General features: G+C 72.1%; 11 protein-coding genes. 7 read left to right on the forward strand and 4 right to left on the reverse strand.

What is annotated here, in order from left to right; all coding sequences use genetic code 11:
• Window positions 1-462 precede the first annotated feature (462 nt).
• The gene (locus NQZ70_RS33830; protein ID WP_129577917.1) at window positions 463-2973 is read left to right on the forward strand and encodes a LamG domain-containing protein; all 2511 of its coding nucleotides are present in this window, start codon (window positions 463-465) and stop codon (window positions 2971-2973) included.
• Window positions 2974-3102: 129 nt separating this feature from the next.
• On the opposite strand, the gene NQZ70_RS33835 is transcribed toward NQZ70_RS33830, so the two are convergent.
• A complete protein-coding gene (locus tag NQZ70_RS33835; protein WP_129577918.1) occupies window positions 3103-3921 on the reverse strand; it encodes an arylamine N-acetyltransferase in 819 nt (272 codons plus the stop codon).
• Window positions 3922-4318: 397 nt separating this feature from the next.
• Here NQZ70_RS33835 and NQZ70_RS33840 point away from each other — a divergent pair, with 397 nt between their 5' ends.
• Window positions 4319-6616: an AAA family ATPase gene (locus NQZ70_RS33840; RefSeq protein ID WP_129577919.1), complete on the forward strand. Its 2298-nt coding sequence runs from the start codon at window positions 4319-4321 to the stop codon at window positions 6614-6616.
• Window positions 6617-6877: 261 nt separating this feature from the next.
• Window positions 6878-10273: an ATP-binding protein gene (locus tag NQZ70_RS33845; protein WP_129577920.1), complete on the forward strand. Its 3396-nt coding sequence runs from the start codon at window positions 6878-6880 to the stop codon at window positions 10271-10273.
• A gap of 159 nt (window positions 10274-10432) precedes the next feature.
• On the opposite strand, the gene NQZ70_RS33850 is transcribed toward NQZ70_RS33845, so the two are convergent.
• The 3 genes from NQZ70_RS33850 to NQZ70_RS33860 form a co-directional block, all read right to left on the reverse strand.
• On the reverse strand, window positions 10433-11503 hold the full coding sequence (locus tag NQZ70_RS33850; RefSeq protein ID WP_129577921.1) for a type IV pilus twitching motility protein PilT: 1071 nt from the start codon (window positions 11501-11503) through the stop codon (window positions 10433-10435).
• A 1-nt stretch (window position 11504) separates the two neighbouring features.
• A complete protein-coding gene (locus tag NQZ70_RS33855) occupies window positions 11505-13370 on the reverse strand; it encodes a type IV pilus twitching motility protein PilT (protein WP_129577922.1) in 1866 nt (621 codons plus the stop codon).
• 236 nt (window positions 13371-13606) lie between these two features.
• Entirely contained in the window at window positions 13607-14137 is a 531-nt protein-coding gene (locus NQZ70_RS33860) for a hypothetical protein (protein WP_129577923.1), read from the reverse strand.
• Between the two features lie 878 nt (window positions 14138-15015).
• Between NQZ70_RS33860 and NQZ70_RS33865 the strand changes: the two genes are divergently transcribed.
• The 4 genes from NQZ70_RS33865 to NQZ70_RS33880 all read left to right on the forward strand — a co-directional run bounded on the left by NQZ70_RS33865 (window position 15016) and on the right by NQZ70_RS33880 (window position 23214).
• A complete protein-coding gene (locus tag NQZ70_RS33865; RefSeq protein ID WP_129577924.1) occupies window positions 15016-15801 on the forward strand; it encodes a bifunctional 2-polyprenyl-6-hydroxyphenol methylase/3-demethylubiquinol 3-O-methyltransferase UbiG in 786 nt (261 codons plus the stop codon).
• Window positions 15802-15847: 46 nt separating this feature from the next.
• The gene (locus NQZ70_RS33870; protein WP_061623714.1) at window positions 15848-16081 is read left to right on the forward strand and encodes a hypothetical protein; all 234 of its coding nucleotides are present in this window, start codon (window positions 15848-15850) and stop codon (window positions 16079-16081) included.
• A 432-nt stretch (window positions 16082-16513) separates the two neighbouring features.
• A complete protein-coding gene (locus NQZ70_RS33875; RefSeq protein WP_207217563.1) occupies window positions 16514-21250 on the forward strand; it encodes a copper oxidase in 4737 nt (1578 codons plus the stop codon).
• A complete protein-coding gene (locus NQZ70_RS33880) occupies window positions 21247-23214 on the forward strand; it encodes a cytochrome D1 domain-containing protein (RefSeq protein ID WP_237244284.1) in 1968 nt (655 codons plus the stop codon). Before NQZ70_RS33875 ends, NQZ70_RS33880 begins: the two co-directional genes overlap by 4 nt.
• The last annotated feature ends 98 nt before the right edge of the window (window positions 23215-23312 follow it).

The following is a 23312-nucleotide window of genomic DNA, read 5'->3' on the forward strand; positions in this document are numbered from 1 at the left end:
GGGGACGGCGCGAGGGCGGAACGCGGCGCGACGGGCGTTCCAGCGCGTAACGGGGCGACGGACGGCAGAGACGCGGCGTTCGGGACGAAGTGCGACGGGCGCGCGGCGCCAAAGAGGAGCTTTGTCGTCGACGCGACGAAGCGGCGCACGATAAGGACGCGTTGGAAGCGTGCTTGTCTGACCTCGAGCACCCGCCTGACATCGTAAAAATGGTGTGCCAGATGTGCCAGTGCCGGGCTCCCGCGACATGGCCAGGCACGCTGGGATCGACGCGACAAGGGAGAAATCGCGGTCCAGCAGCGGGCATATCGATTGCCAAAGAGCCAAGGGGCGCTCCGCACCAGCGCCCAAGCCCGAACAGCCCGGTCGGGTCTGACCATCGCCTGCTCGCGTCAACAGCCGCAGATCGCGCTGCGGCCGGACCACGCTCGTGCAGTCAACTCTTACCCAACGAGAACGCAGATGCGGAACCTCTCCTTCGGCTTCGCCCATCCTCTCGCAATCAAAACCAGCTCGGCTGCGGTCCTCGCCCTGCTCGCCTCGGGCGCCGCCGCATGCGGAAGCTATGGCGTCGATGAAGGCTCGCTCGGCAACACAGAGCTGGCGCTCGACGAGGCGGAAGGCGCCACGATCGCCGTCAGCGTCAGCGTCGGCAGCACCGGCGTCGGCGGCGGCAGCAGCACCGGCGGCAGCGGCGGCGCCGGCGGAATCAGCACCGGCAGCAGCAGCAGCAGCAGCAGCACCGGCGTCGGCGGGGGCACCGGCGGCGGCCCCGTCGATCCACCCCCGGTCGGGCCCCCGGCCGTCGGATTCTGGCAGTTCGACGACTGCAGCGGCGCGACGACGGATCTGCTGGATTCGTCAGGCAACGACGCGACCGCCACCCGCTCGGCCAGCGCCGCCTGCGCTCAGGGCATCAGCGGCCTCGCCATCGCGTTCGACCAGAAAAAAGACACCGTCAGCGCCGACGACGATCCGCGCTTCACCTTCGGAAAGAACCTCGCGGTCGCAGCGTGGGTCAAGCCGACCTCGGTGTCCGGGTCGACGCTGCAGACGATCGCGACGGAGCGGGACGGCGGAGACACGAGCTTCTCGCTCGGCATCCGCAACGACGAGGCGCGGTTCGCCGTGACCCTCACCGACGGCCGGACCATCACCTCCCGCGCCCCCATCGAGGCCAATGTGTGGACGCACGTGGCAGGCATCTACGACGGCAGGTTCGTGCGGCTGTTCCTGAACGGCGAGCAGGTCGGCCAGATCAGCGCCACCGGCACGATCCGCGACGTCAACGCGCCCATCCACGTCGGCGGCAACCCGCAGAAGCAGCAGCGCTTCACGGGCCTGATCGACGAGGTCTGGCTCTCCGCCAGCCCGACGACCGGGAGCGAGATCGCCCAGCTCTCCTGCCTCCGGCGCCCCGGGACGATCACCGTCACCCCGGCGAGCAGCGGGCCGGTCGCCCCGAACACGCCGGTGGCGTACCAGGTCGCCGTCGCCAACAACGATGTCGGCGCGTGCGTCCCGGGGGACTACGCCCTCCAGATCTTCAGCCCGTCGCCGGGCATCAACGTCTCCGGAAATACCACGTTCATCCCCGGCGTCCCGCCCGGGAGCACGGCGACCTTCGCGATCACCGTGAGCGGCACCGAGGACGCGGATCCCGGCGTCCACGAGATCCCCTTCGACGTGCTCAACTTCAGCTCGCCCGAGTTCCTCGTCGGCTCAGGCGCCCTCGACTTCGAGCTCGCCGCCCCCACCGGCTGCTTCGTCCGGACGAGCCGCGAGATCTTCGTGAAAAACCTCAGCGTGGTCGAGGATCCCATCCGCACGACGTTCAATGGCCCGCCGGAAGACCCCCGGACGGGCGCGTGGACGTTCGCGCGCCTCATGGAGGACATGGCCCCCACGCCCGCCGACGCGCCGGCCATGGTCGAGCAGATGTTCAATACCTGGCTGACCGACCAGGTCGTGAACGGCTTCACGGTGCCGGCCCGCCCGACCCTTCAGCAGGTCGTGCTCGACGAGTGGCCGAGGAGCCCCGACGGGTCGCTCGACCTGACGCAGGCGCCGCTCCTGCTGCTCGGCATCGTCAACAGGATCGACGTGCGGAACCTCGCCGAAGGTCACGCCGGCGAGGGGCGCTTCGTGTTCGGCGTCGTCAGCCAGGGCTTCCCGCAGCAGTTCACCATCATCCTGGAGTACAAGCTCCCGGCGTCGACCGAGGCCGACGTGCTCGACTGGGCGAACGACTGGCACGCCCTCGGCAGCCTGCCCTTCCCGTCCGAGGAGTACAACGCCGCCCTCCAGGCCATCACCACGCGGTTCGCGGGCCGGAACGCCGCGCCCGGCAGGCCGAACGGGAGCTCCCTCGGGCAGCTCCGCACGAACGAGATCGCGCTGGCAGCCCCGTGGGAGCTGCGCGAGTTCGTCCTCTCGGCCGAGACGGGCTTCCTGCGCCCGGAGACCGTGAAGCTGACGCCGGACATCGGCTTCGACGGCTCGGCCAGGCTCGCGGACTTCGTGAACCAGAACGAGGCGGCGATCCTCTTGGAGCAGCACACGGTGCCCGACACGTTCCAGGGGAGCCCGTTCCTCGGCGGCTCGTCGTTCAACAACCTGACGGCGTGGACGGCCCCGGGCATCCTCAACAACGAGGCGCGGCACAAGTTCTCGCTCAACACCTGCAACGGGTGCCACGGGGCCGATGAGACGGGGACCGGCTTCCTGCACGTGAACCCGAGGTCCCTCGGGAACGAGGCGACGCTGTCCGGCTTCATGACCGGCATCAACATGCCTGACCCGGTGACCGGCGAGCTGCGCTTCTTGAACGATCTGGGGCGCCGGAACCAGGACCTGAAGGCGCTGGTCTGCGAGCCCGCCCCGACCTTCGCAGGCGCCGCGACCGCGGGGCGAGCCGGCGCGGCCACGAGCCGATCGGCGTTCATCCGCCGCGGCATCGGGCGCGTCCACTGACGCGGCAGCGCGGCGGGCGGCGGGCGCGGCCGGCGAGCCGCGCGCGCCGGCCCGGCGCGGCCTCGCCACCGCGACGGCCCGCGGCGGAGGCGGGGCGCGCCGGACATCCCCCCTCGCCGCGCCGCCGCTTCAGCCGTTCAGGCCAGCGCAGGAGAGCCGCGCTCCGGCCGGGAGCTCCAGCCCGAAGCGGCTCTTCAGGACGTCGAGGAGCTCGTCGTCGCCGAGGTCGCCGAAGCGCTCGAACCGACCGCCCCGAAACACGCCCAGCTGGCGGTTGCGCAGCGTCAGGCGCGCCTCCGGCGAGGCGAGCGCCGCGAGCACATTGCTCACGAACAGCGAGTCGGGGTGGGTCGACGTGTAATGATTCGCCGCCTCGTAATCGACCGGGAAGTGCTCCTCGAGCGTGAACGCGTAGAGATCCTGCCACGGCTCGCGCCCCCTCGACTCGAGCACCCATACGTGGCCCTCCCGGCGCAGGCCGACCACGTCGTGCGCCTGCGCCTGGCTCTCCCCCTCGACGAGCCGGATCGGCTGCGTGAGGCCCGGACCGCCGAAGCCGACGTCCGCGATGAACGGCCCTTCGGGCAGCTCGACCAGGGACAGCATATGAGTCCGCGGGCCGACCTCGCTCCGCTGGAACCTCACCCGCGCGAGGAGCGTCGTGACCTTGAACCCGATCCGGCGCAGCGCCGCGACGAACAGGGTGTTCTGCTCGAAGCAGTAGCCGCCGCGGCGCGCCTTGACGAGCTTGGACTGCACGCTGGCCAGGTCGATGCGGATAGGGCGGCCGAGGAGGACGTCGAGGTTCTCGAAAGGGATGGAGTAGACGTGCGCGGAGTGCAGCGCATCGAGCACCTCCCGCGTGGCAGCGAGCGCCCCGCGGTAGCCGATGCGGGCGAGGTAGGCGTCGAGGTCGAGCGAAGCGGTATCGTGTGCGGACGGATGCATTGCGCCCTCAGGATACGCGCGTCGCCCCTGGCCGCGCCAGACGGAAGCTCCGCGAGGGCCGCGGGGCGGCCGGCGCGAAGCCGTCGTCGCGCGCGCTCGAGCCCGCATCGCTGCGCCGCGCGCCGCGCGCCGCGCGCCTTCGCGGCCCGAGCTGCGGTGGACCGCAGGCTTCGATACGCCCCCGCGGCTTGACCGCCACTGTACCGGCCAGCACACTCCCGACAGTGGAGCAGATCTACCGGGCCAGCGCGCGGTATGCTCGGTCGCCCTCTGCCGTGGAGAGCGCTCGGCGGCGCTCTGCGCGAAGCCGCCCGGTCGAGCGTCCGGGCGCGCGCAGCGCCGAGCGCCGGCGAACTCGGCAGCTCGCGCGGCGCAGCCTGACCGCCGGTTGAGGCCCATGCCCGGGCCCGATCGCTATACGCTGACGGAGGTCCTGCGCGAGGAGACCAGGTATGTCGTCCACCGCGGCGTGCGGAACGAGGACGGCTGTCCGGTATTGCTCAAGATCCCCCGGGCAGAGCGCCTCGATCGCCGGGACGTGGCGCGCCTGCGCCGCGAGCTCGAGATCGGGCGGAGGCTCAGCGAAAAGACCGCGATCAGGCCCTGCGAGCTCACGACGTACCGGGACCGGCCGGCGCTCGTCCTGGAGGACTTCCGCGGGCGCTCGCTCGACCGGATGCTGGGCGCGCCGATGGAGCTCGGGCGGTTCTTGACGATCGCCGCCCGGACCTCCGCCGCGCTCGCGGACATCCATGCGAAGGGGGTTGTCCACAAAGACATCAAACCGCAGAACATCCTCCTCGATCCCGAGTCGGGAGAGGTGAAGATCGTGAGCTTCGATCTCGCGTCCTTCCTCCCGGAGGAGCAGAGCGATGCGCGGAGCCCGGGCGTCATCGAGGGGACCCTCGGCTACATCTCGCCGGAGCAGACAGGGCGCCTGGACCGGGCGGTCGATCACCGCGCCGACCTCTACTCGCTCGGCGTCACGCTCTACGAGATGCTCACGGGCGTCCTGCCCTTCTCGGCCGGCGATGCCCTGGAGTGGGTCCACTGCCACGCCGCCGTGCTCCCCCGGCCGCCCTCGGAGCTCGTCCCCGGCGTCCCGTGGGCCGTGTCCGAGCTCGTCATGAAGCTCCTGGCCAAGGCCGCCGAGGACCGTTACCAGAGCGCGCGCGGCGTCGCGCGCGACCTCGAGCTGTGCCTCGAGCGGCTCACGACGGCCGGTCACATCGACCCATTTCGGCTCGGAGAGCACGACTTCTCCGGCCTCTTCCGGATCTCGAAGAAGCTCTATGGCCGCGAGCGCGAGGCCTCCGCCCTCCTCGCCGCCTTCGCGCGCGTCGCCCTGCGCGGCGCGCCCGAGCTCGTCCTGCTCGCCGGCAGCGCCGGGGCCGGCAAGACGTCGCTGGTGCAGGAGCTCCACCGCACGTCGGTCCGCGGGCGCGGCCTCTTCGCGGCGGGCAAATTCGACCAGCAGCACCGGCACGTCCCCTACGCCACGCTCGCCCAGGCGCTCCGCGAGCTCCTGCTCGGCGTGCTCGGCGCGAGCGAGCCCGTCGTCGGCGAGTGGCGGAGGCGGCTCTCCGCCGCGCTCGGCAAGAACGCGCAGCTCGTCATCGACGTCCTCCCCGAGGTGGAGCTCATCCTCGGCGAGCAGCCGCCCGTCCCCGAGCTGCCGCTGACCGAGGTGCAGCGCCGGTTCGAGGCGGTGTTCCGGCAGCTCGTCGGCGTCTTCTGCCGCGCGGAGCGCCCTCTCGTCCTCTTCCTCGACGACCTCCAGTGGGCAGACCCGGAGAGCCTCTCGCTCCTCGAGCAGCTCGTCACCCACCCCGAGACGCGGCACCTGCTCGCCATCGGCGCCTACCGCGACGTCGAGGTGGGGCCGCTCCACCCGCTCGCGCGCATGATCGAGCGCGCGCGGGGCGCCGGCGCGCCGGTCCGCGAGATCGAGATCCCGCCGCTCTCCCCCCGGGACGTTCAGCGGCTCGTCGCCGACACGGTCCAGGCGAGCTGCGAAGACAGCGCCCCGCTCGCGCGGCTCGTCCACGAGAGGACCGCCGGCAACCCGTTCTTCGCCACGCAGTTTCTGGCCATGCTCCACAAGGAGGGCCTGATCGAGGTCGATCCGCGCGCCGGCGCCTTCCGGTGGGACATCGGCGCGATCCGCGAGAAGGGCCTCGCCGACAACGTGATCGATCTCATGGTCACGAAGATCAAGCGCCTCTCCGAGCCCGCCCAGGAGGCGCTCACGCTCGCCGCCTGCGTCGGGAACACCGTCGACGCCGGCACCCTCGCCGTCATCCGCGATCGGCCCGCGGGCGCGATTCACGAGGACCACCGGGAGCTCGTGCGCGAGGGGCTGCTCCTCCGGTCCGGCGACACCTACCGCTTCCTCCACGACCGCGTCCAGCAGGCGGCCCATGCGCTCATCCCGGCGGCGGATCGCGCGGCGGTCCACCTCCGCATCGGCCGGCTGCTCTCCGCCCGCGCGGCGGCGGACGCCGCCGATCCGCGCGTCTTCGAGATCGCCGGCCACCTCAACCTGGGCTCGGCGCTGGTGACGGATCGCCGCGAGAGGGACCGGATCGCCAGGCTCAACCTGATGGCGGGCCGGCGGGCCAAGGCCTCTTCCGCCTTCGCGGCGGCGGCCCGCTACCTCGCGGCGGGCATGGCGCTGCTCGCGGACGACGCGTGAGAGGAGGAGTACGCGCTCGCGCTCGATCTCCACGGCGAGGGCGCGCGCTGCGCCTTCCTGAGCGGCGATTTCGCCGCCGCCGAGCGGCTCGTCGGCGAGCTCCTCGAGCGCGCCCGGGGCCGGCTCGATCTCGCGGAGATCCACCGCATCGAGATCGATCTGCACACGACCCGTGCCGATTTCGAGCGGGCGGCGCGGAGCGCCCTCGCCTGCGCGCGCCGCTTCGGCGTCGACCTCCCGCTCCACCCGGCGCGCGACGCGGTGGAGCGCGCGGCGCGCGAGGCGTGGGGCGAGATCCGCGATCGCCGCACCGAGGCGCTCGCCCGCCTGCCGCGCATGGCCGATCCGGACGCGGCGGCCCTCATGACCACCCTGTCGACCGCGCTGCCGTCGGCCTACTACACGGATCCGGACCTCTACGGCCTCATCGCGTGCCACATGGTCCGGCTCAGCCTGCGCGCGGGCAACTCGGACGCCTCTCCGCCCGGCTACGTCGCGTTCGGCGGGACGCTCGGCCGCGTCCTCGGGCTCTACCGGGAGAGCTACCGGTTCGGCGAGCTCGCCCGCGCGCTGCTCGACGCCGGCGGCCAGGCCGGGAGCCGGGCGCAGATCCTCCACATGATCAGCACCTTCATCGACCCCTGGATCCGCCCCTTCCGGGACGTCGTCGCCCTCTTCCACGAGGCCTTCGACGAGGCCATCGAGACCGGCGCGCTCATCTACGCGTCGTACTGCTGTTTTCACATCGTGGCGCTGCGCCTCGCGTCGGGCGATCCCCTGGCGGACGTCGCCGCCGAGGCCGAGCGGCGCCTGGACTTCACCCGCCGGGCCCGGTACGACGCCGTCCACGACATCGTGGCCGTCCTGCACCGGCTCGTGCAGCGCCTGCGCGGCCACGAGCCGGGCCGGGCGGGCGAGGGCGCGGAGGACGAGGGCGCCCGGCCGCGCGAGGCGGCGTCGCCGCTCACGCGCTTCTACGAGCGCCTCTACGCGGCCCAGGCGGCGCTCGTGTTCGGCCGTTACGGCGAGGCCGTCGACGCGGCGGCCGCGGCGGGCGAGCTGCTCGGCCTGGTGACCGGCCAGATCCAGTCCGCCGACCACGGCTATATCGCGGCGCTCGCGCTGTCCTGCCACGCCCGCGCGCTGCCCGAGGCCGAGCGGCGCGCGCTCCTCCCCGCGCTGCGAGCGCACGAGGCGGAGCTCCGCCGCTGGGCGGAGGTCGAGCCCGCGAACCAGGAGGACCGCCACGCGCTTGTGTCGGCCGAGATCGCGCGCATCGCGGGCGACGAGCTCGCCGCGATGCGCCTCTACGAGCAGGCCATCCGGGCCGCGCGCGCGAACGGCCTCGTCCAGGGCGAGGCGCTCGCGCTGGAGCTCGCCGCCGCGTTCTACCGCGATCGCGGCTTCGACCTCATCGCCGACACCTACCTCGGCGCGGCCCGCTCGTCGTACGCCCGCTGGGGCGCCGACGCCAAGGTGAAGCAGCTCGACCAGCTCTATCCGCACCTCGCGGCGCGGCCGCTCGCGGCGACGAGCACGGTCACCATGCCGGCCGAGGAGCTCGATCGGCTGGCCGTCGTGAAGGCGTCGCAGAGCATCTCCGGCGAGATCCTGATGCCCCGGCTCGAGGAGGCGCTGCTCCGGGTCGTGCTCGCGCACGCGGGCGCGCAGAAGGGCTACCTGCTGGAGGCCCGCCGCGGCGCCGCGTCGATCCGGGCGAGGGCGAGGATCGAGGGGGGCAGGCCGTTCGCGGAGGCGCTCACGGGCGAGGCGCGCGCGCCGGCGTCCTCCGCCGCGCTGCCGCTGTCGATCGTCAACTACGTCCTCCGGACCGGCGAGCCGGTCGTCCTCGACGACGCGGCGGAGTCGCGGTTCTCGGCCGACGAGTACGTCGCGCAGGCCGGGCCGCGCTCCGTCCTGTGCATGCCGATCGCGCGGCGCCCCGGGGCCTTCGCGATCCTCTACCTGGAGAACGCGGCGATGCGCGGCGCGTTCTCCGAGGGCACGATCGCGGTGCTCGAGCTGCTCTCGTCGCAGGCCGCCATCTCGCTCGAGAACGCGTCGCTGTACGCGGCGCTGAAGAAGAGCCAGGAGCAGCTCCAGGCCATCGTCGACAACTCGCCGGCGATCATCTACGTCAAGGACCTCGAGGGCCGCCTGCTCCTGGTCAACCGGTGTTACGAGCGGGCGGTCCAGCGGCCGCGGGCTCGGATCGTCGGCCGGAAGGATCACGACATCTTCCCGCGGGAGACCGCGGAGCGGTTCGCCGCGAACGATCGCCGGGCGATCGAGATGGAGACGCTGCTCGACCTCGAGGAGGTGATCCCGCAGGAGGACGGGCCGCACACCTACCTGACCCTCAAGTTCACGCTGCGCGACGCGGCGGGGGCCGCGTATGCGGTCTGCGGCATCTCCACGGACATCACCGAGCGCAAGCGGGCGGCGACGACCGAGCGCTTCCTGGCGGAGGCGACCCGGCGGCTCGTGGCCGATCTCGGCTACGAGGCGACGCTCCAGACGATCGCCGAGGTCGCCGTGCCGGAGCTCGCCGAGGGCGCCGCGCTCTACGCGCTCGACGAGGCTGGCGCGCTCGAGCTCGCGGCCGTGGCGGCGGACTCGCCGGTGAGGGCCGGGCGGCTGCGCGCGCTCGCCTCGCCCGAGGGCGCGCCCTGGGCGCCCCGCCGCGCGCTGGGCGCCGACCGCGTCGAGCTCGGCCGCGTGGACGACGGCGTGATGCGGCGCTGGGCCGCGGCGGCGGCGCGCCCCGAGGCGCTCTTCGCGCTCTCGCCGGCGGCGTACCTGAACGCGCCGCTGTTGACGCGGGACCGCTGCCTCGGCGTGCTCACGCTGGTGCGGACGGGGGCGGCGCCGCCCTATGGCCGGGCCGACGCCGAGCTCGTGGACGAGCTCGCGCGGAGGGCGGCGATCGTGCTCGACAACGCGCGGCTTTACCGCGAGGCGCAGCGGGCGATCCAGCTCCGTGAGGAGTTCCTCTCGGTCGCCTCCCACGAGCTCCGCACGCCGCTCACGCCGCTCAAGCTGAAGCTCGGGCTGCTGCAGAAGAAGCTCGCGACCGAGGCCGCGGACCCGTCGCTCGAGCGCATGGTCGCGGCGAGCCTGGGGCACGTCGTGCGGATCGAGGCGCTCCTCGACAGCCTGCTCGACGTCGACCGGGTCGCCCGCCGCGGGCTCGATCTGGAGCTCGCGGAGCTCGACCTCGCCGCGCTGGCGCGCGACGTCGTGGTCGAGCTCGGCGAGGCCGCGTCGCGGGCGGGCTGTCGCGTCGAGCTCGACGCGCGAGGCCCGGTGCTCGGCCGCTTCGACCGGCTCCGCGTCGCGCAGGTCCTGAGGAGCTTGCTCAACAACGCGATCAAGTTCGGCGCCGGCCGCCCCGTCGAGGTGACCGTCGAAGGGCGCGGCGACGCGGCGCGCGTGGTCGTGCGCGATCACGGGATCGGCATCGCGCCCGAGGATCTGGAGCGCATCTTCACGCGCTTCGAGCGGGCGGTCTCGTCGAGGTTCTACGGCGGGCTCGGGCTCGGGCTCTATCTCGCGAACGAGATCGTCCGGGCGCACGGGGGCACGATCCAGGTGGCGAGCCAGCGGGGCGAGGGCGCTTGCTTCACCGTGGTTCTGCCGCGCCGCCTCGCGTCGTGATCTGCTGGAGCAGGAGTGTCGGAAGAGAGAGGGAGAAATTAACGCAAGGCGCAGATGAGAGAGAGAGAAAAAAAAATACTAAATCTCTCTTCTTTTTGAGTCTTTACGTTAATCTCTCCCTCTTCATCATCCAATCTTCTGCCGCCTTGGCAACTCCCCTCACGCCCCCTGCGCGTCGGGAAAGAGCCGCTGGAAGTTGTCCTTGTCGATCGCCTTCTCGAGCGCCGCCTGGACGGAGATGGTGTCCTTCTTGACGAGCCGCTCCAGCGCCATGTCCATCGTCTGCATGCCGGCGGAGCGGCCGGCCTGCATCAGGTTCGTGATCTGGAACGTCTTGCCCTCGCGGATCATCGCGGACAGCGCGCTGGACCCGACGAGGATCTCGTGCGCGGCGACGCGGCCCGTGCCGTCCTTCGTGCGGAGGAGCTGCTGGGCGATGATCGCGGCGAGGCTCTCCGACAGCATGCCGCGGACCTGGAGCTGCTCGTCGGCGGGGAACGCGTTGATGATGCGGTCGATCGTCGCTGCGGCGCTGTTCGTGTGGACCGTGCCGAAGACGAGGACGCCGAAGCTCGCGAGCTGCAAGGCGAGCTTCATCGTCTCGTTCGTCCTGAGCTCGCCGATCAGGATCACGTCGGCGTCCTCCCGCCCGGCGCTCCGGATCGCGCTCGCGAAGCTGCCCGCGTCGGGGCCGACCTCGCGGTGCGTGATCTGGGCCTTGATCGGGCTGTGCACGAACTCGACCGGATCCTCGATCGTGAGGACATGGCAGGCGCGCGAGCGGTTGATGTGGTCGATCATCGCCGCCAGCGTCGTCGACTTGCCGGAGCCGGTCGGGCCCGTGATCAAGATGAGCCCGCTCTGCCGCTCCGACAGCCGGCGGACGATCTCGGGGCAGCCGAGATCGTCCAGGGAGAGGATCTTGCTCGGGATGGTGCGGAAGACGGCCGCGAGCCCGGTGGTCTTGTAGAAGTAGTTGGCGCGAAAACGGGCCTTGTCCGCGTAGGAATAGGCGAAATCGAGGTCGAGCTCGTCGACGATCCGCCGCCGCTCCTCGGGGGTCGTGATCTCGAAGAGGAGCGCCTCCATCTCGGTCGCGTCGAGGGGCGTGTCGCGCAGGGAGACGAGCTCGCCGCGGGCGCGGACGAGCGGCGGATACCCGATGCCGAGGTGCAGGTCGCTGCCCTTCCTGATCAGGAGCTCGTCGAAGAGGCGATCGATCCTGGCCACGCTAGCCTCCCTTCTTCCCGAAGAGCGCGCCCGCGCGCTCGAACAGGCCCTTGCCCGCCTCGGGGGCGCCGGGCCGCGACGCCTCGGGCGGCGGGGCCGGCGGCTTCCTGTCCGGCGCGAGCGCGGGCTGCCGCTTGCCGGTGAGGACCGCCTCGAGCTCGTCCGGCGCCTCGGCCACCGTGAGCGCGGCCTCGAGCGTCGTCTTGCCGGCGCGGACGAGCTCGGCCAGCGAGTCGTCGAGGCGGATGATCCCGAGGCCCTTCCCCCGCTGCTGGAGGCTCGGGATCTGGAACGTCTTCGAGTCGCGGATGAGGTTCCACAGCGCGACCGAGCCGGGCAGGACCTCGGCGGCGGCCACCATGCGCTTGCCGTCCGCGCTCGGCAGGAGCCGCTGGCTGACGATGAGCCGGAGGCCGCCCGCGAGGGTGACGCGGACCTGCTGCTGATCGCCGGGCGGGAAGAGGTCGATCAGCCGATCGATGGTCTTCGCCGCGCTCGGGGTGTTCATCGTGCCGAGCACGAGGTGGCCCGTCTCGCTCGCCGCCAGCGCCATGCGCACCGTCGCCGTGTCCCGGAGCTCGCCGACGACGATGACGTCGGGATCCTCGCGCAGCGAGGCCTTGAGGGCGTTCTCGAACGAGCGGGTGTGCGTGCCGACCTCGCGCTGGCTGATCATCGCCTTGCCGCGCGCGTGGACGAACTCGACCGGATCCTCGACCGTGATGATGTGGTGGCTGGTCTCGCGGTTGAGGATGTCGACGATCGCGGTCAGCGTCGTGGTCTTGCCGTGCCCCGTCGGCCCGGTGATCACGATGAGGCCCTGATGGTGGCGGGTGGCGAGCCCGATCGCGTCGGGCAGGCCGAGCGACGCGAGGGTGGGGATGCTGCGCGCGATCAGGCGGAAGCAGCCCTTGTAGCCCCGGCGGTGGCGCGCGATGTTCACCCGGAAGCGGCCGAGCGCGCCGAGCTCCAGGGCGAAGTCGCACGAGCCCTCGGCCGCGAGGACCGGTGAGAGGCGCGCGGGGACGCGCGGGAGCAGGAGCGACTCGACCGCCGCCGGGTCGAGCGGATCGCCGTGCGGCACGAGCTCGCCCGCGATCCGCAGGAGCGGCGGCCGGCCGGCGACGAGGTGGAGATCGCTCGCGCCCTGATCGCGCGCCATGGCGAGCAGGCCGTCGAGGGCGCCCGCCGGGACGTCGGCGGACGAGGGCCGCGCGCGCGGGCCCGCCGCGGCCGGCCGGGCGGCGGCGCGGGGCTCGGCCGGCGGCGCGGACGCGCGGCCGGCGCGGGGCTCGGGGGGCGCGTCCTCGCCGCGCGGATCGAAGCGCGGGGTCGAGGGGCGGCCGGCGCGGGGCTCGGCGGGCGGCGGCGGCGCGCCGCGGAGGTCGAACGCGAGCTCGGAGGAGCTCGGGCGCTTCGCGTCCGGGTCGCGCGGCGGCGGGCGCTGCGCCTCCTCGGGCGCGAGGTGCTCCCGCATGGAGAACTGCTGCGAGGGACGGGCCGGCGGCGCGGCCGCGGCGGCCCCGGGCGCGGCGGCGGCCCCGGGCGCGGCGGCGGCGGACGACGGCTGCATCCGCGTCATGCGGGCGTGCACGAGGTCGCCCTGGCGGGCGGCGACGACCGAGATGGCGCCGATGCCCTCGATGCGGATGTGCCACTGCGACGGCTTCGCGCCGAGCGCCTCGACGTAGCGGCCGCCGCCGAGCGCGCTGAGGAGCATGAGGATGTCCTCGGTGGTGAGGGCGCCGGGATCGACGGCCTGGAAGGCGCCCGAGATCTTGACGCTGGGCATGCGCCCCGTGGCCACGGCGAACTCGGTCACCTCGGGGCGATTCAGCTGCGAGAGCCAGGATCGAAGGGCGTTCATCGTCGTCGCTCGTCTCCGCAAGGCGACTCTATCAACGATGAGGCGCGGCGTTTCAAAATGTCGTGCGGGGACGGCGAGATCCGGAGGGCGGCCTCACCGCGCCGCGCGCGGCCTGCGCGGGCGGCGCTCGGCGGCGCGCCGCCCCCCGCCGCGCCGCGACGGCGCGCGGCGGCTGCGGCGGCCCCTGCGCGGCGCAGCTCACGCGGGCGGCGTGCTCAGCAGAGGCGGTGTCGGGGCTACTGGATCGCGAGCTTGAGCCGCGCGCCCTTCACGAAGTGGCCCGGCGCCTTGCCCTTCTCCTCGGCCGGCGCCTGCGGCTCCGAGTCGATGCTGAGCTGCATGTTGCCGGTGGCCTCGATCTTCTTCATGGTCACCCTGGCGATCTCGACCCATTTCGTGGGACTCGCGCCCTTGGGATCCCCGATCCTGCGGAAGAGCACCGCCTTGGTCCCCGCGGCGACCGGCGTCGCGCTGGTGGCGACGAGCGGCAGGAGCGTCGCGACCTTCCCGGCGCGGGAGACCAGCATACCGTAGACCTCCACGGAGTAGCTGTCCCACTCGCCCGCACCGGGCGGGGCAGCGGGCTCTGCCGCAGGCGCGCTCTCCGCGCCCGGGGCCGCCGCCGCCGCGCCCCCGGGCGCGGCTGGCCGCGTCGCCCCCGGGTGCTCCGCCGAGGCCGTGACCGGCGTGGCAGAGAGGAGCGCGGCCGCACCCGCCGCGACGAGGGATCGCGAGCACCTGGAGAGCCTAACAACCAACGTCTTCATGCACTCCGCTCCTTCGCTTCAATGAGACCCCGCGGCCCGCATCCACCCGGCGAGGCCGCAAACACCCCAGCAACAAAACTTATCATCCTGCCCGAGACTGCCACTCTCCGCAACTCTTTTTTTTCAGCTTTCGGCTTCATTCACGGCGCGGTCCCGTCATCCCGCTTCACCGCAGTCGCCGCAGTCGCCGCAGTCGCCGCAGTCGCCGCATCGCCGCCGTCACCGCACCGCCGGATTCTCAAGATTTGATCCCGGCGCGGGCTGCTCGGCGAGGCTGACCGGCCCTGGAGGAGCGGCGCGCGCAACAGCGCCTCGCGGCTCGCCCGAGCTCACCTGTCACCTGCTCCTGCGGCTCGCCTGTCGTTCTGGCTCGCCCGCCGTTCGGCTCTTCTGGCTGCCTGGTTACCCGGCTCGACCGCTCGCCTGGGCTCTCCGGCTCGCCTGGCTGGCTCCGCCCACGGGTAGGTCAGCGCGCTTCGCGCGAGGCGCGCTCTCGAAGAGCGAGAGGCCCGCGCGAGCGACCGGCGTGCTCGGTCCAAGCTCGCCGCATCTCATTCTGACCCGTCCGACGACACCAGCTGCGCACAACACCGCGACCTCTCCCTCGTCAACATCGCCCCGGGACATCCCCGTTGCCTTCCAACATCGCCGACGCGAACATCGATGTCGGAGTAAAAGTCGCGTTTCAATCAAGATATCACGCCTTCGTCAAAGCAGAACAGAAATTTTCCAGAACAAGCGATTCTGGTGCGCCCTCGTGCGTCCATGTACGCTTTCGCGTGGGTCGCGTGGTCGCGTGGTCGCGTAGGTTCCGCGCGTGCGGCGGTGTGCGGCGGACGGCCGCGCGGCTGTAGGATGGCCGCGGAGGAAGAGAGCCCATGCCCACCGTCGCCGATCACTACGACAAGCTCCTCGCCGAGCACTACTCCAGGATGTTCGGGGATTACGACGCCAAGGTCGCCGAGCAGCGAGCGCTCTTCGAGCGCCTCGGCGTCCGCCCCGAGGGCGCTCCGGAGGCCATCGACCTCGGGTGCGGCTCGGGCTTCCAGTCCCTCGCGCTGGCGCAGCTCGGGTTCCGGGTGACGGCGGTGGACACGTCGGACACGCTCCTCGCCGAGCTCGCCTCGCGCCGCGGGCAGCTCCCCGTCGACCTCGTGCGAGGCGATCTCCTCGACGCGCTGGACCACCCGGGCCCCCCCTGCGCGCTCGCCGTGTGCATGGGTGACACGCTCCCGCACCTGGGCAGCAAGGGGGACGTAGAGCGGATGTTCGCCGCCTGCGGTCGGCGCCTCGCGCCCGGCGGCCAGCTCGTGCTCACGTTCCGCGACCTCACCCGAGAGCTCGAGGGCGTCGACCGGTTCATCCCCGTGCACGACTCGGCGGACGTGATCATGACCTGTTTCCTCGAATACGAACCGGAGACCGTCAAGGTGCACGATCTCGTCCACACGCGCGGCCGCGAGGACGGACGGTGGAGGCTATCGGCGAGCTTTTATCGCAAGCTGCGGCTCTCCCCCGATTGGGTCTGCGACAGGCTCGAAGCGGCCGGATTCCGCGTCCTCCATCGCGAGATCGCGCGCGGCCTCGTCACCCTCGTCGCGCGCTCCGGAGGCGGCGTGGGCCGGGATACGAACACCGGGTCAAAACCCTGCACGGGAGGTTGATGGCCAGGTCGCGGCGGCGCTACCTTGATAGGGGAGGATGAGACCCATGTCCGAGAGAGCACAGCAGACAGGCACGAAGGACGCCGGACAAGCGGCGGCCGTGAGCCGGCCGTCGCGGGATGAGGTCCAGGACCTGCGGCGCGAGCGAGACGAAGCGCGCCAGCTCCTGAGCACGCTGGTGACGGCGCTCAAGCGCGCGACGTTCCGGCACGGCACGTACATCGACGGGCTCGGCGCCGCGATGGTCGCCGTGGACCGGTGGTCCAAGCCGCAAGGCTGAACACCCCGCCAGCGAGGCTCCTCGCGCCGCGGCGGGGCCGGTACGTTACCGACGGGCGCGCCCACGCGGCCCAACGTCCCTGACACCCCCTCACCCACCCCGACGCGGGCGACTCGACCGAGGCGCAGAGAGGGCGCGACGCCGTTCCACCGCGCATCGATCTTCCAGCGCAATCGGCTCCCCCCGGGCCGCGCCGACGACACGATCCCTGTAAAGCTCGTAATCCACGCGCGTCGACTGCGCCGGCCGGACGCGAGCAATTCTAATTGACGGCGTTCTCACAAAGTCACAGACTCGCTCACCCGGAATGCCATCCTGATCGCGGCCAGTCCACGGCGGACGGCGGCGATCCGGCGCAGTGGAGACGCACGGGGCGCGGTCGACGCGCCGTGCGAGGCGCGCGCCTGCGCGCATACCGAGGAGAGGACAACCTTGATCAGGAATAGGCTGCTCGGAGCTATCGGGTGGGCCGCGGTGGCGCTCGGCGTCGCGGGCTGTGGAGCCCCGGACGGCGCGGCGCCCGAGGAAGAAAGTCATGAGTTCGCAGCATCGGAGCTGAACGATCATCCGACGAGCGGCAGGACCGTAGTCGCCGACGTCGTCGCGTTCGATCAGGTCTACGTGTACAACCGGTTCGGGGCGTTCAACCCCGCCGGCATGATCTACGCGCTCGAGCGGGACGTCGTGCCGATCGATCGGCGCAAGCCGCTCGGCCCGGGCAACGCCATGCTGCGGCCGGGCAAGCGGCCGAGGCCGCTCGTGCTGCGCGTGAACGTCGGGGACGCGCTCCGCATCCGGTTCACGAACCTCCTCCGGCCGGCGGACAAACGCCCTGACGACTCGACGGCGACGAGGAGCGCCTCGGTGCACGTCACCGGGCTCGAGATCAGGAACATCGAGGCGCTCGGCGGCAACGTTGGCCTGGGGCCCGACTCGCTCGCAGAGCCAGGCGAGACGCGCGTCTACGAGCTCTTCGCCGACAAGGAGGGGACGTTCCTGATGCACAGCGCCGGCGCCATGGCCGGCGGCGAGGGGGACGGCGGACAGACCGTGCTCGGGCTGTTCGGCGCGGTCACCGTCGAGCCCGCCGGGGCGGTCGCGTACCGGTCGCAGGTCACGGCCGAGGAGCTCGCCGCCGCCTCGCTGCCCACGCGGAACCCCGACGGGACGCCCAGGATCGACTATGACGCGCTGGACGAGCGCGGCGAGCCGATCCTCAGGATGATCAACGATCGCGACGAGATCGTGCACGGCGATCTCAACGCGATCATCGCCGGTTACGAGCAAAGCCAGCTCGACAGCCAGGTCCCCGTCGCCCCTGGGCGGTTCCGCGAGCTCACGGTGCTGTTCCACGACGAGCTCAAGGCCGTCCAGGCGTTCGACGAGCTCGAGGACGACGAGACCTTCCACGGCGTGCGCGATGGGTTCGGGGTCAACTACGGCGCCTCCGGGTTCGGCTCCATCCTCCTCGCCAACCGGGCGAGGCTCGGTCCCAGCAAGGAATGCATGGAGTGCAAGTACGAGGAGTTCTTCCTGAGCTCCTGGGCCAACGGCGATCCCGCGATGATCGTCGAGCGGGACAGGCGGGGAAAGGCGACGAAGGCGCTGTTCCCCGCCGACCCCTCGAACGTCCACCACGCGTACCTCGGCGACCCCGTCTGGTTCAGGAACCTGCACGCTGGACCGAAGGAGACGCACATCTTCCACCTCCACGCGCACCAGTGGCTGAAGACGCCGAGCGACGAGAACGGGAGCGTCCTGGACGCGCAATCCATCGGCCCGGGCGCGGCCTTCACCTACAACATCGGCAGGGGCGGCAACCGCGTCCTGACGCCCGGAGACGCGATCTTCCACTGCCACCTGTATCCCCACTTCGCGCAGGGCATGTGGGAGCTCTTCCGCAACCACGACGTCTTCGAGGCCGGCACGCGCGATCGCTCCCTGCCCGACGGCGAGATCGAGAGCGGGACGCCCACGCCCGCCGTCGTGCCCGTCCCCGGGATCGCGATGCCGCCCATGCCGACCTACGAGCCCACCGTCGTGGAGCTGCCCGGCGGCGGCAAGAAGGTGCGGCCGTCGATGCCGGGATATCCGTTCTACATCGCTGCCCTGGAAGGCCACAGGGCACCTCAGCCGCCGCTCGATCTCGCGGTCGACGGCGGGCTCCCGCGGCACGTCGTCACCAGCGTGCCCCCGGGCGGCGCCGAGCTCGGCAGGCGCGGCAGGTTCGACGTGGAGATCGAGAGAGCCAACATCAAGCTCCTGCCGAACGAGGGGACGCCCGCGGAGCTGGCGGCGCAGGCGTTCCATTCCGGCCAGTTCCCGGGAGCGACGCCCATCACGACCACGGACGGCTTCCCCGCGAAGGCGTACCCGGCGTTCACGCCCGAGGGTGAGCCCGCGCGGTTCGTCGTCAACGGCCAGCCGCCGGCCGCGGGCGCGCCGTACGCGAACCCCTGCCCAGACGGGGCGCCGGAGCGCACGTACCGCAGCGCGTTCGTCCAGCTCGACGGCGTGGTCAACCGGCGCGGCTGGCACGACCCGCAGCTGCGCATCCTCGTCCTCGAGGGCGACATCGACGCGACCCTGTCGGGCGCCCGGCCGCCGGAGCCGCTGTTCATCCGCGCCAACTCGAACGAGTGCGTCGTCTCCGAGGCGACGAACCTGCTCCCCGACTCCCTGGAAGAGGATCCTTTCCAGATCTTCACGCCCACCGACATCGTCGGCCAGCACATCCACCTCGTGAAGTTCGACGTCACCTCCTCGGATGGGTCGACGAACGGCTTCAACTACGAGGACGGCACGTTCGCGCCACGGGACGTCGTGCAGCGCATCGACGCGGCCAACAACGTCGGCGGCGCCCTGAAGGCGGACGGCTCGGTCGACGAGCGCGGCCGTCGCGTCCGGCTGACCGCGCGGCGACACCCGCGCATCCACGACGACCGGTACGGCCTGCAGACCACGGTGCAGCGCTGGTGGGCCAACCCCGTCCAGAACCGGCGCGCCGAGGACATCACCCTCAACACCTCGTTCTCGCACGACCATTTCAGCCCCTCCTCCCACCAGCAGCACGGCCTCTACATGGGCCTCGTCATCGAGCCGAGCGGCTCGGTATGGCGCGACCCGGAGACCGGGGTCGTGTTCGGCTCGCGCGCCGACGGCGGGCCCACGAGCTTCCGCGCCGACATCCTCCCGCCGCGCGGCTCCGCGCAGCCGCCCTTCCGCGAGTTCAACCTCGCATTCGCCGACTTCGCCCTCCTCTTCGACGAGTGCGGCGAGCCGGTGAACCCGCCGACCGTGCAGGAGGCCCCGCTCCCGCTCGCGGTCGAGCACCGCGACGTGCTCGCGCCGGAGGCGATCTCGGCGGCCGACCCGGGCGGTGGGCTCATCAACTATCGCAACGAGCCGATCCCGCTGCGCATCGCCCGGCGCGACTGTAGAACCGGCCGCGTCGAGCAGAAGCCGGGCGAGGAGGGGGAGATGCACAACGTGTTCAGCTCCCGGGTCCACCCCGACCCGTTCACGCCGCTGCTCTCGGCCCACGAGGGCGACCACGTCCGGGTGCGCCTCCTCCAGGGCGCGCAGGAGGAACAGCACGTCTTCACGATGCACGGGCAGCGGTGGCTCAACGAGCTCAACGACCCGGACAGCGGCTACTCGAACGGCCAGCCCATCGGCCTCTCCGAGCACTTCGAGTTCGGGATGGCGCCCTCGGCCACTGCGCGGGGCGATCGCGAGCCCGGCGACTACCTCTACCAGAGCGCGCCGACCGACGACCTCTGGGACGGCATGTGGGGGATCATGAGGGTGCGGCCGCGGACCGATACGGCCTTGCTGCCGCTGCCCGGCCCGCCGGACGGCGAGCCCCGCGGGATGCGCCGCTTCCCGACCTGCCCGGCGGACGCGCCGGTGACGAGGTATGTCGTCCACGCGATCACCGCGAAGGGCAATCTGCCGCGCAATCGCCTCGTCTACAACGAGACGTTCAAGCTCTACGACCCCGACGCCATCCTGTTCGTCCGCGCCGAGGATCTGCCCGATCTCCGCGCCGGGCGCCGGGCCCCGGAGCCGCTCATCCTGCGCGCCGCCGCCGGCGACTGCATCCAGGTCACCCTCGTCAACGACCTTCCCTTCGAGCTGCCCAAGACGCCGCACTGGAACTATAGCCCGCCGATCGTCGACGGGTTCAACACGAACCAGGTCAGGCCGTCCAATCACGTCTCGCTGCACCCGCAGCTCGTCGCCTACGACGTCGCGACCGACGACGGCGCCAACGTCGGGCTCAACGAGGACCAGACCGTCGCGCCCGACGAGTCCCGCGAGTACACGTGGTACGCTGGCGAGCTCTCCCAGAAGGACGGCAGGTGGGGCCCGGTCGAGCCGAGGGCCGTCGAGTACGGCGCCATCAACCTGAGGGACATGGCCGACGTCGTGAACCACGGCATGCACGGCGCCGTCGGCGCCCTCGTCATCGAGCCCAAGGGCGCCACCTGGCGCGCCGATCGGGGCACGCACGCGCAGGCGGAGGTCACGTTCAAGGATTACTACGGATACACGCGCTCGTTCCGGGAGTTCGTGGTCGTCTATCAGGACGAGGTCGGCCTGCACTCGGACGATCCGAGGTTCCAGTGCCTCGATCCCGATCTCAACTGCGGCACCGCCCTCCGGAGCTACGACGGCGAGGACGACGCGGAGGACGCGGGCCACGAGGCCTTCAACTACCGCACCGAGCCGTTCTGGGCGCGGCTCGGGATCAAGCCCGAGCTCGCGAGGCTGCGGCTCAACGAGAAGGACCTGAGCGACATCTTCAGCTCCCGCCTCCACGGCGACCCGGCGACGCCGATCTTCACGGCCGGCGCGACGCAGAAGGTGCGCGTGCGCATCGTGCAGCCGTCCGGCCACCGGCGCATGCACGCCTTCGGGCTCTGGGGCGCGGCGTGGCCGCACAACCCGTTCGCCGAGGGGGAGCATTCCCGCCGCATCGGCGAGAACAGGGACGTGCTGAACATCGGCGTCGAGAACGCCATCGCCCCCATGACCCACCGCAACGTGGTCCCGTTCTCGGCGGCCGGCGGGAGGTTCTTCGTCCCCGGCGACCGGCTCTACCTCGATCAGCCGAGCTTCAAGGTCTCGGACGGCCTCTGGGGCATCTTCCGGGTGGTGCCGTGAGGGCCTCGCTCGCCGCGCGCCGGCTCTCGCTGGCCACAGGCCTCCTCGGCGCCGTCGTGGCGCTGGCCTGCGGCCGGCGGGAGCCGCCTCCCCCTCCTCCGATCCCGGCGCCCGCGCAGGGCCGCGCCGGGGGCGAGCCTGGCCCGGCCGCGAGCCGGCTCGAGCGAGATGGGCTGTCGATCGCCTTCGAGCTCCGGCCGCTCCCCGGCGCTTCAGCGCTCCCGCAGGCGCGCTCCGACGCGACGGCCGTCTTCACGATCACCGACGCCGCCACCGGCGCGCCCGCGCGCGACCTGTCGCCGCTCGCCTGGATGACCAGGCGCGCGGCGGCGCCGCCCGACGACGCCGGGTGCCAGGAGAAGATCAAGAGCTTCATGGGCGGGCTCATCGCCGTGCGCCCGGACGTGGACATGAACGCTTATCTCCTGTGGACGCAGAACGACGACAACACGCTGTCGGTCATCAACCCGCAGCTCGCCTTCACCCGCAGCAAGCTGCGCAGCCTCGTCACGCTCGCGGCCGGCTCCACGTCGCTCGCGCTCCACCCGGACGGGAGCCGCCTCTACGTGACGCTCCAGAACGGGCGAGGCCTCGCCGTCGTCGACACGAGGCGCAGCCTGGTAGCCGCCAACGTGCCCGTCGGCGCGGACCCGATGCGCGTCGCGGTGGCGCCGGACGGGCGCACCGTGTGGGTCGGCAACGACGGCGACGGGACGGTCAGCGTCGTCGACGCGCGCGTGGCGGAGGTGCTGAAGACGCTGCACGTCGGCGCCGGGCATCACGAGATCGCCTTCTCGGACGGCGGGCGCACCGCGTGGATCACGAGCCGCGACGCCCGCGTCGTCACGGCCGTGGACACCGGCGCGCTCGAGCCCGTCGCCGAGATCGAGATCGGCGAGGGCGCCGCCGCCGTCGCGGCGAGCGACGCCGCGGGCGCCGTCTACGTCGCGAACGAGCCGCACGGCGAGATCGCGATCCTCGACGCCGGGCGCCGCGCCATCTCCAGCCGCATCTCGGTGAAGCCCGGCGTCAGCGCGGTCCAGTTCGCGCCGAGCGGCCGCTTCGCCTTCGCGCTGAACCCCGCGAAGGGCGAGGTGTCGATCCTCGACGCCTCGACGGGCGCGCTCGCGCACACGCTCGCCGGGTTCGCGGGCCCCGACGCGATCACCTTCACGAAGACGTACGCCTACGTGAGGAGCCTCGGCGAGAACCGGGTCTCGCTCATCGAGCTGCCGTCCCTGGAGCGGCCCGGCAAGCCGGTGGTCGTCGAGGTGGCGGTGGGCCAGCAGGCCCCCCGGACGGCGAAGGGCGCCCGGAGCGCCGCGCCGTTCGCCGTCCTGCCCGAGGGCAACGGCGCCATCGTCGCGAGCCCGGCCGACAAGGGCCTTTACTACTACGTCGAGGGCCTGATGGCGCCGATGGGCACCCTCTCGAACTACGGACGAGAGCCCCGGGCGGCGCTCATCGAGGATCGCTCGCTCCAGGAGGTGGAGCCCGGCGTGTACGCCGCCACGGTCCGGCTCGGCGACGAGGGCGCGTACGACGTCGAGCTCCTGCTCGGCGGCCGCCGCGTCGCCGCGTGCCTCGAGGCGACGGTCGCGCCGTCGGCCGCCCCCGCCGAGGACCGCTCGCCCGGGCTCGCCGTCGAGCCGCTCTTCGACGGCAGCGTCGATCTCGAGGTCTCGAGGCCCGCGACGCTGCGCTTCCGCGCGACGCCGAAGGCGCCCGCGCCTCCCCTCGAAGCAAGGGAGATGAAGGTCATGATCTTCCGATTCCCGGTCGGCTTCCGCGAGATCGCGCTGCCCCGCGCCGAAGCGGACGGCGCCTTCTCGGTGACGTTCACGCCCCCCGAGCCCGGCCAGTACCGCTTCCTGCTGGCGGCCGAGTCGCGCAACGCCCCGTTCGGCGCGCTGCCGTTCGTCGATCTCCACGCCGCCGCCCCGGCGGCAGGAGGCGGCCGATGAGGCGCGCCGCGCCCTCCCTCGCGGGGGCGCTCGCGCTCGCGCTGCCGTCTGCGAGCCCGGCCGAGGAGCCCGCGCCGGAGCGGCCCCGCGCCCGGGCG

Origin of the sequence: Sorangium sp. So ce836 (genome assembly GCF_028553905.1) — a bacterium.
Classification (GTDB): Bacteria; Myxococcota_A; Polyangia; order Polyangiales; family Polyangiaceae; genus Sorangium; species Sorangium cellulosum_D.

Excerpts from the sequence above, each read along its gene's own strand:
- NQZ70_RS33830 (WP_129577917.1), top strand. The coding sequence starts at position 463 with ATGCGGAACCTCTCCTTCGGCTTCGCCCATCCTCTCGCAATCAAAACC.
- NQZ70_RS33835 (WP_129577918.1), bottom strand. The coding sequence starts at position 3,921 with ATGCATCCGTCCGCACACGATACCGCTTCGCTCGACCTCGACGCCTAC.
- NQZ70_RS33840 (WP_129577919.1), top strand. The coding sequence starts at position 4,319 with ATGCCCGGGCCCGATCGCTATACGCTGACGGAGGTCCTGCGCGAGGAG.
- NQZ70_RS33855 (WP_129577922.1), bottom strand. The coding sequence starts at position 13,370 with ATGAACGCCCTTCGATCCTGGCTCTCGCAGCTGAATCGCCCCGAGGTG.
- NQZ70_RS33860 (WP_129577923.1), bottom strand. The coding sequence starts at position 14,137 with ATGAAGACGTTGGTTGTTAGGCTCTCCAGGTGCTCGCGATCCCTCGTC.
- NQZ70_RS33865 (WP_129577924.1), top strand. The coding sequence starts at position 15,016 with ATGCCCACCGTCGCCGATCACTACGACAAGCTCCTCGCCGAGCACTAC.
- NQZ70_RS33870 (WP_061623714.1), top strand. The coding sequence starts at position 15,848 with ATGTCCGAGAGAGCACAGCAGACAGGCACGAAGGACGCCGGACAAGCG.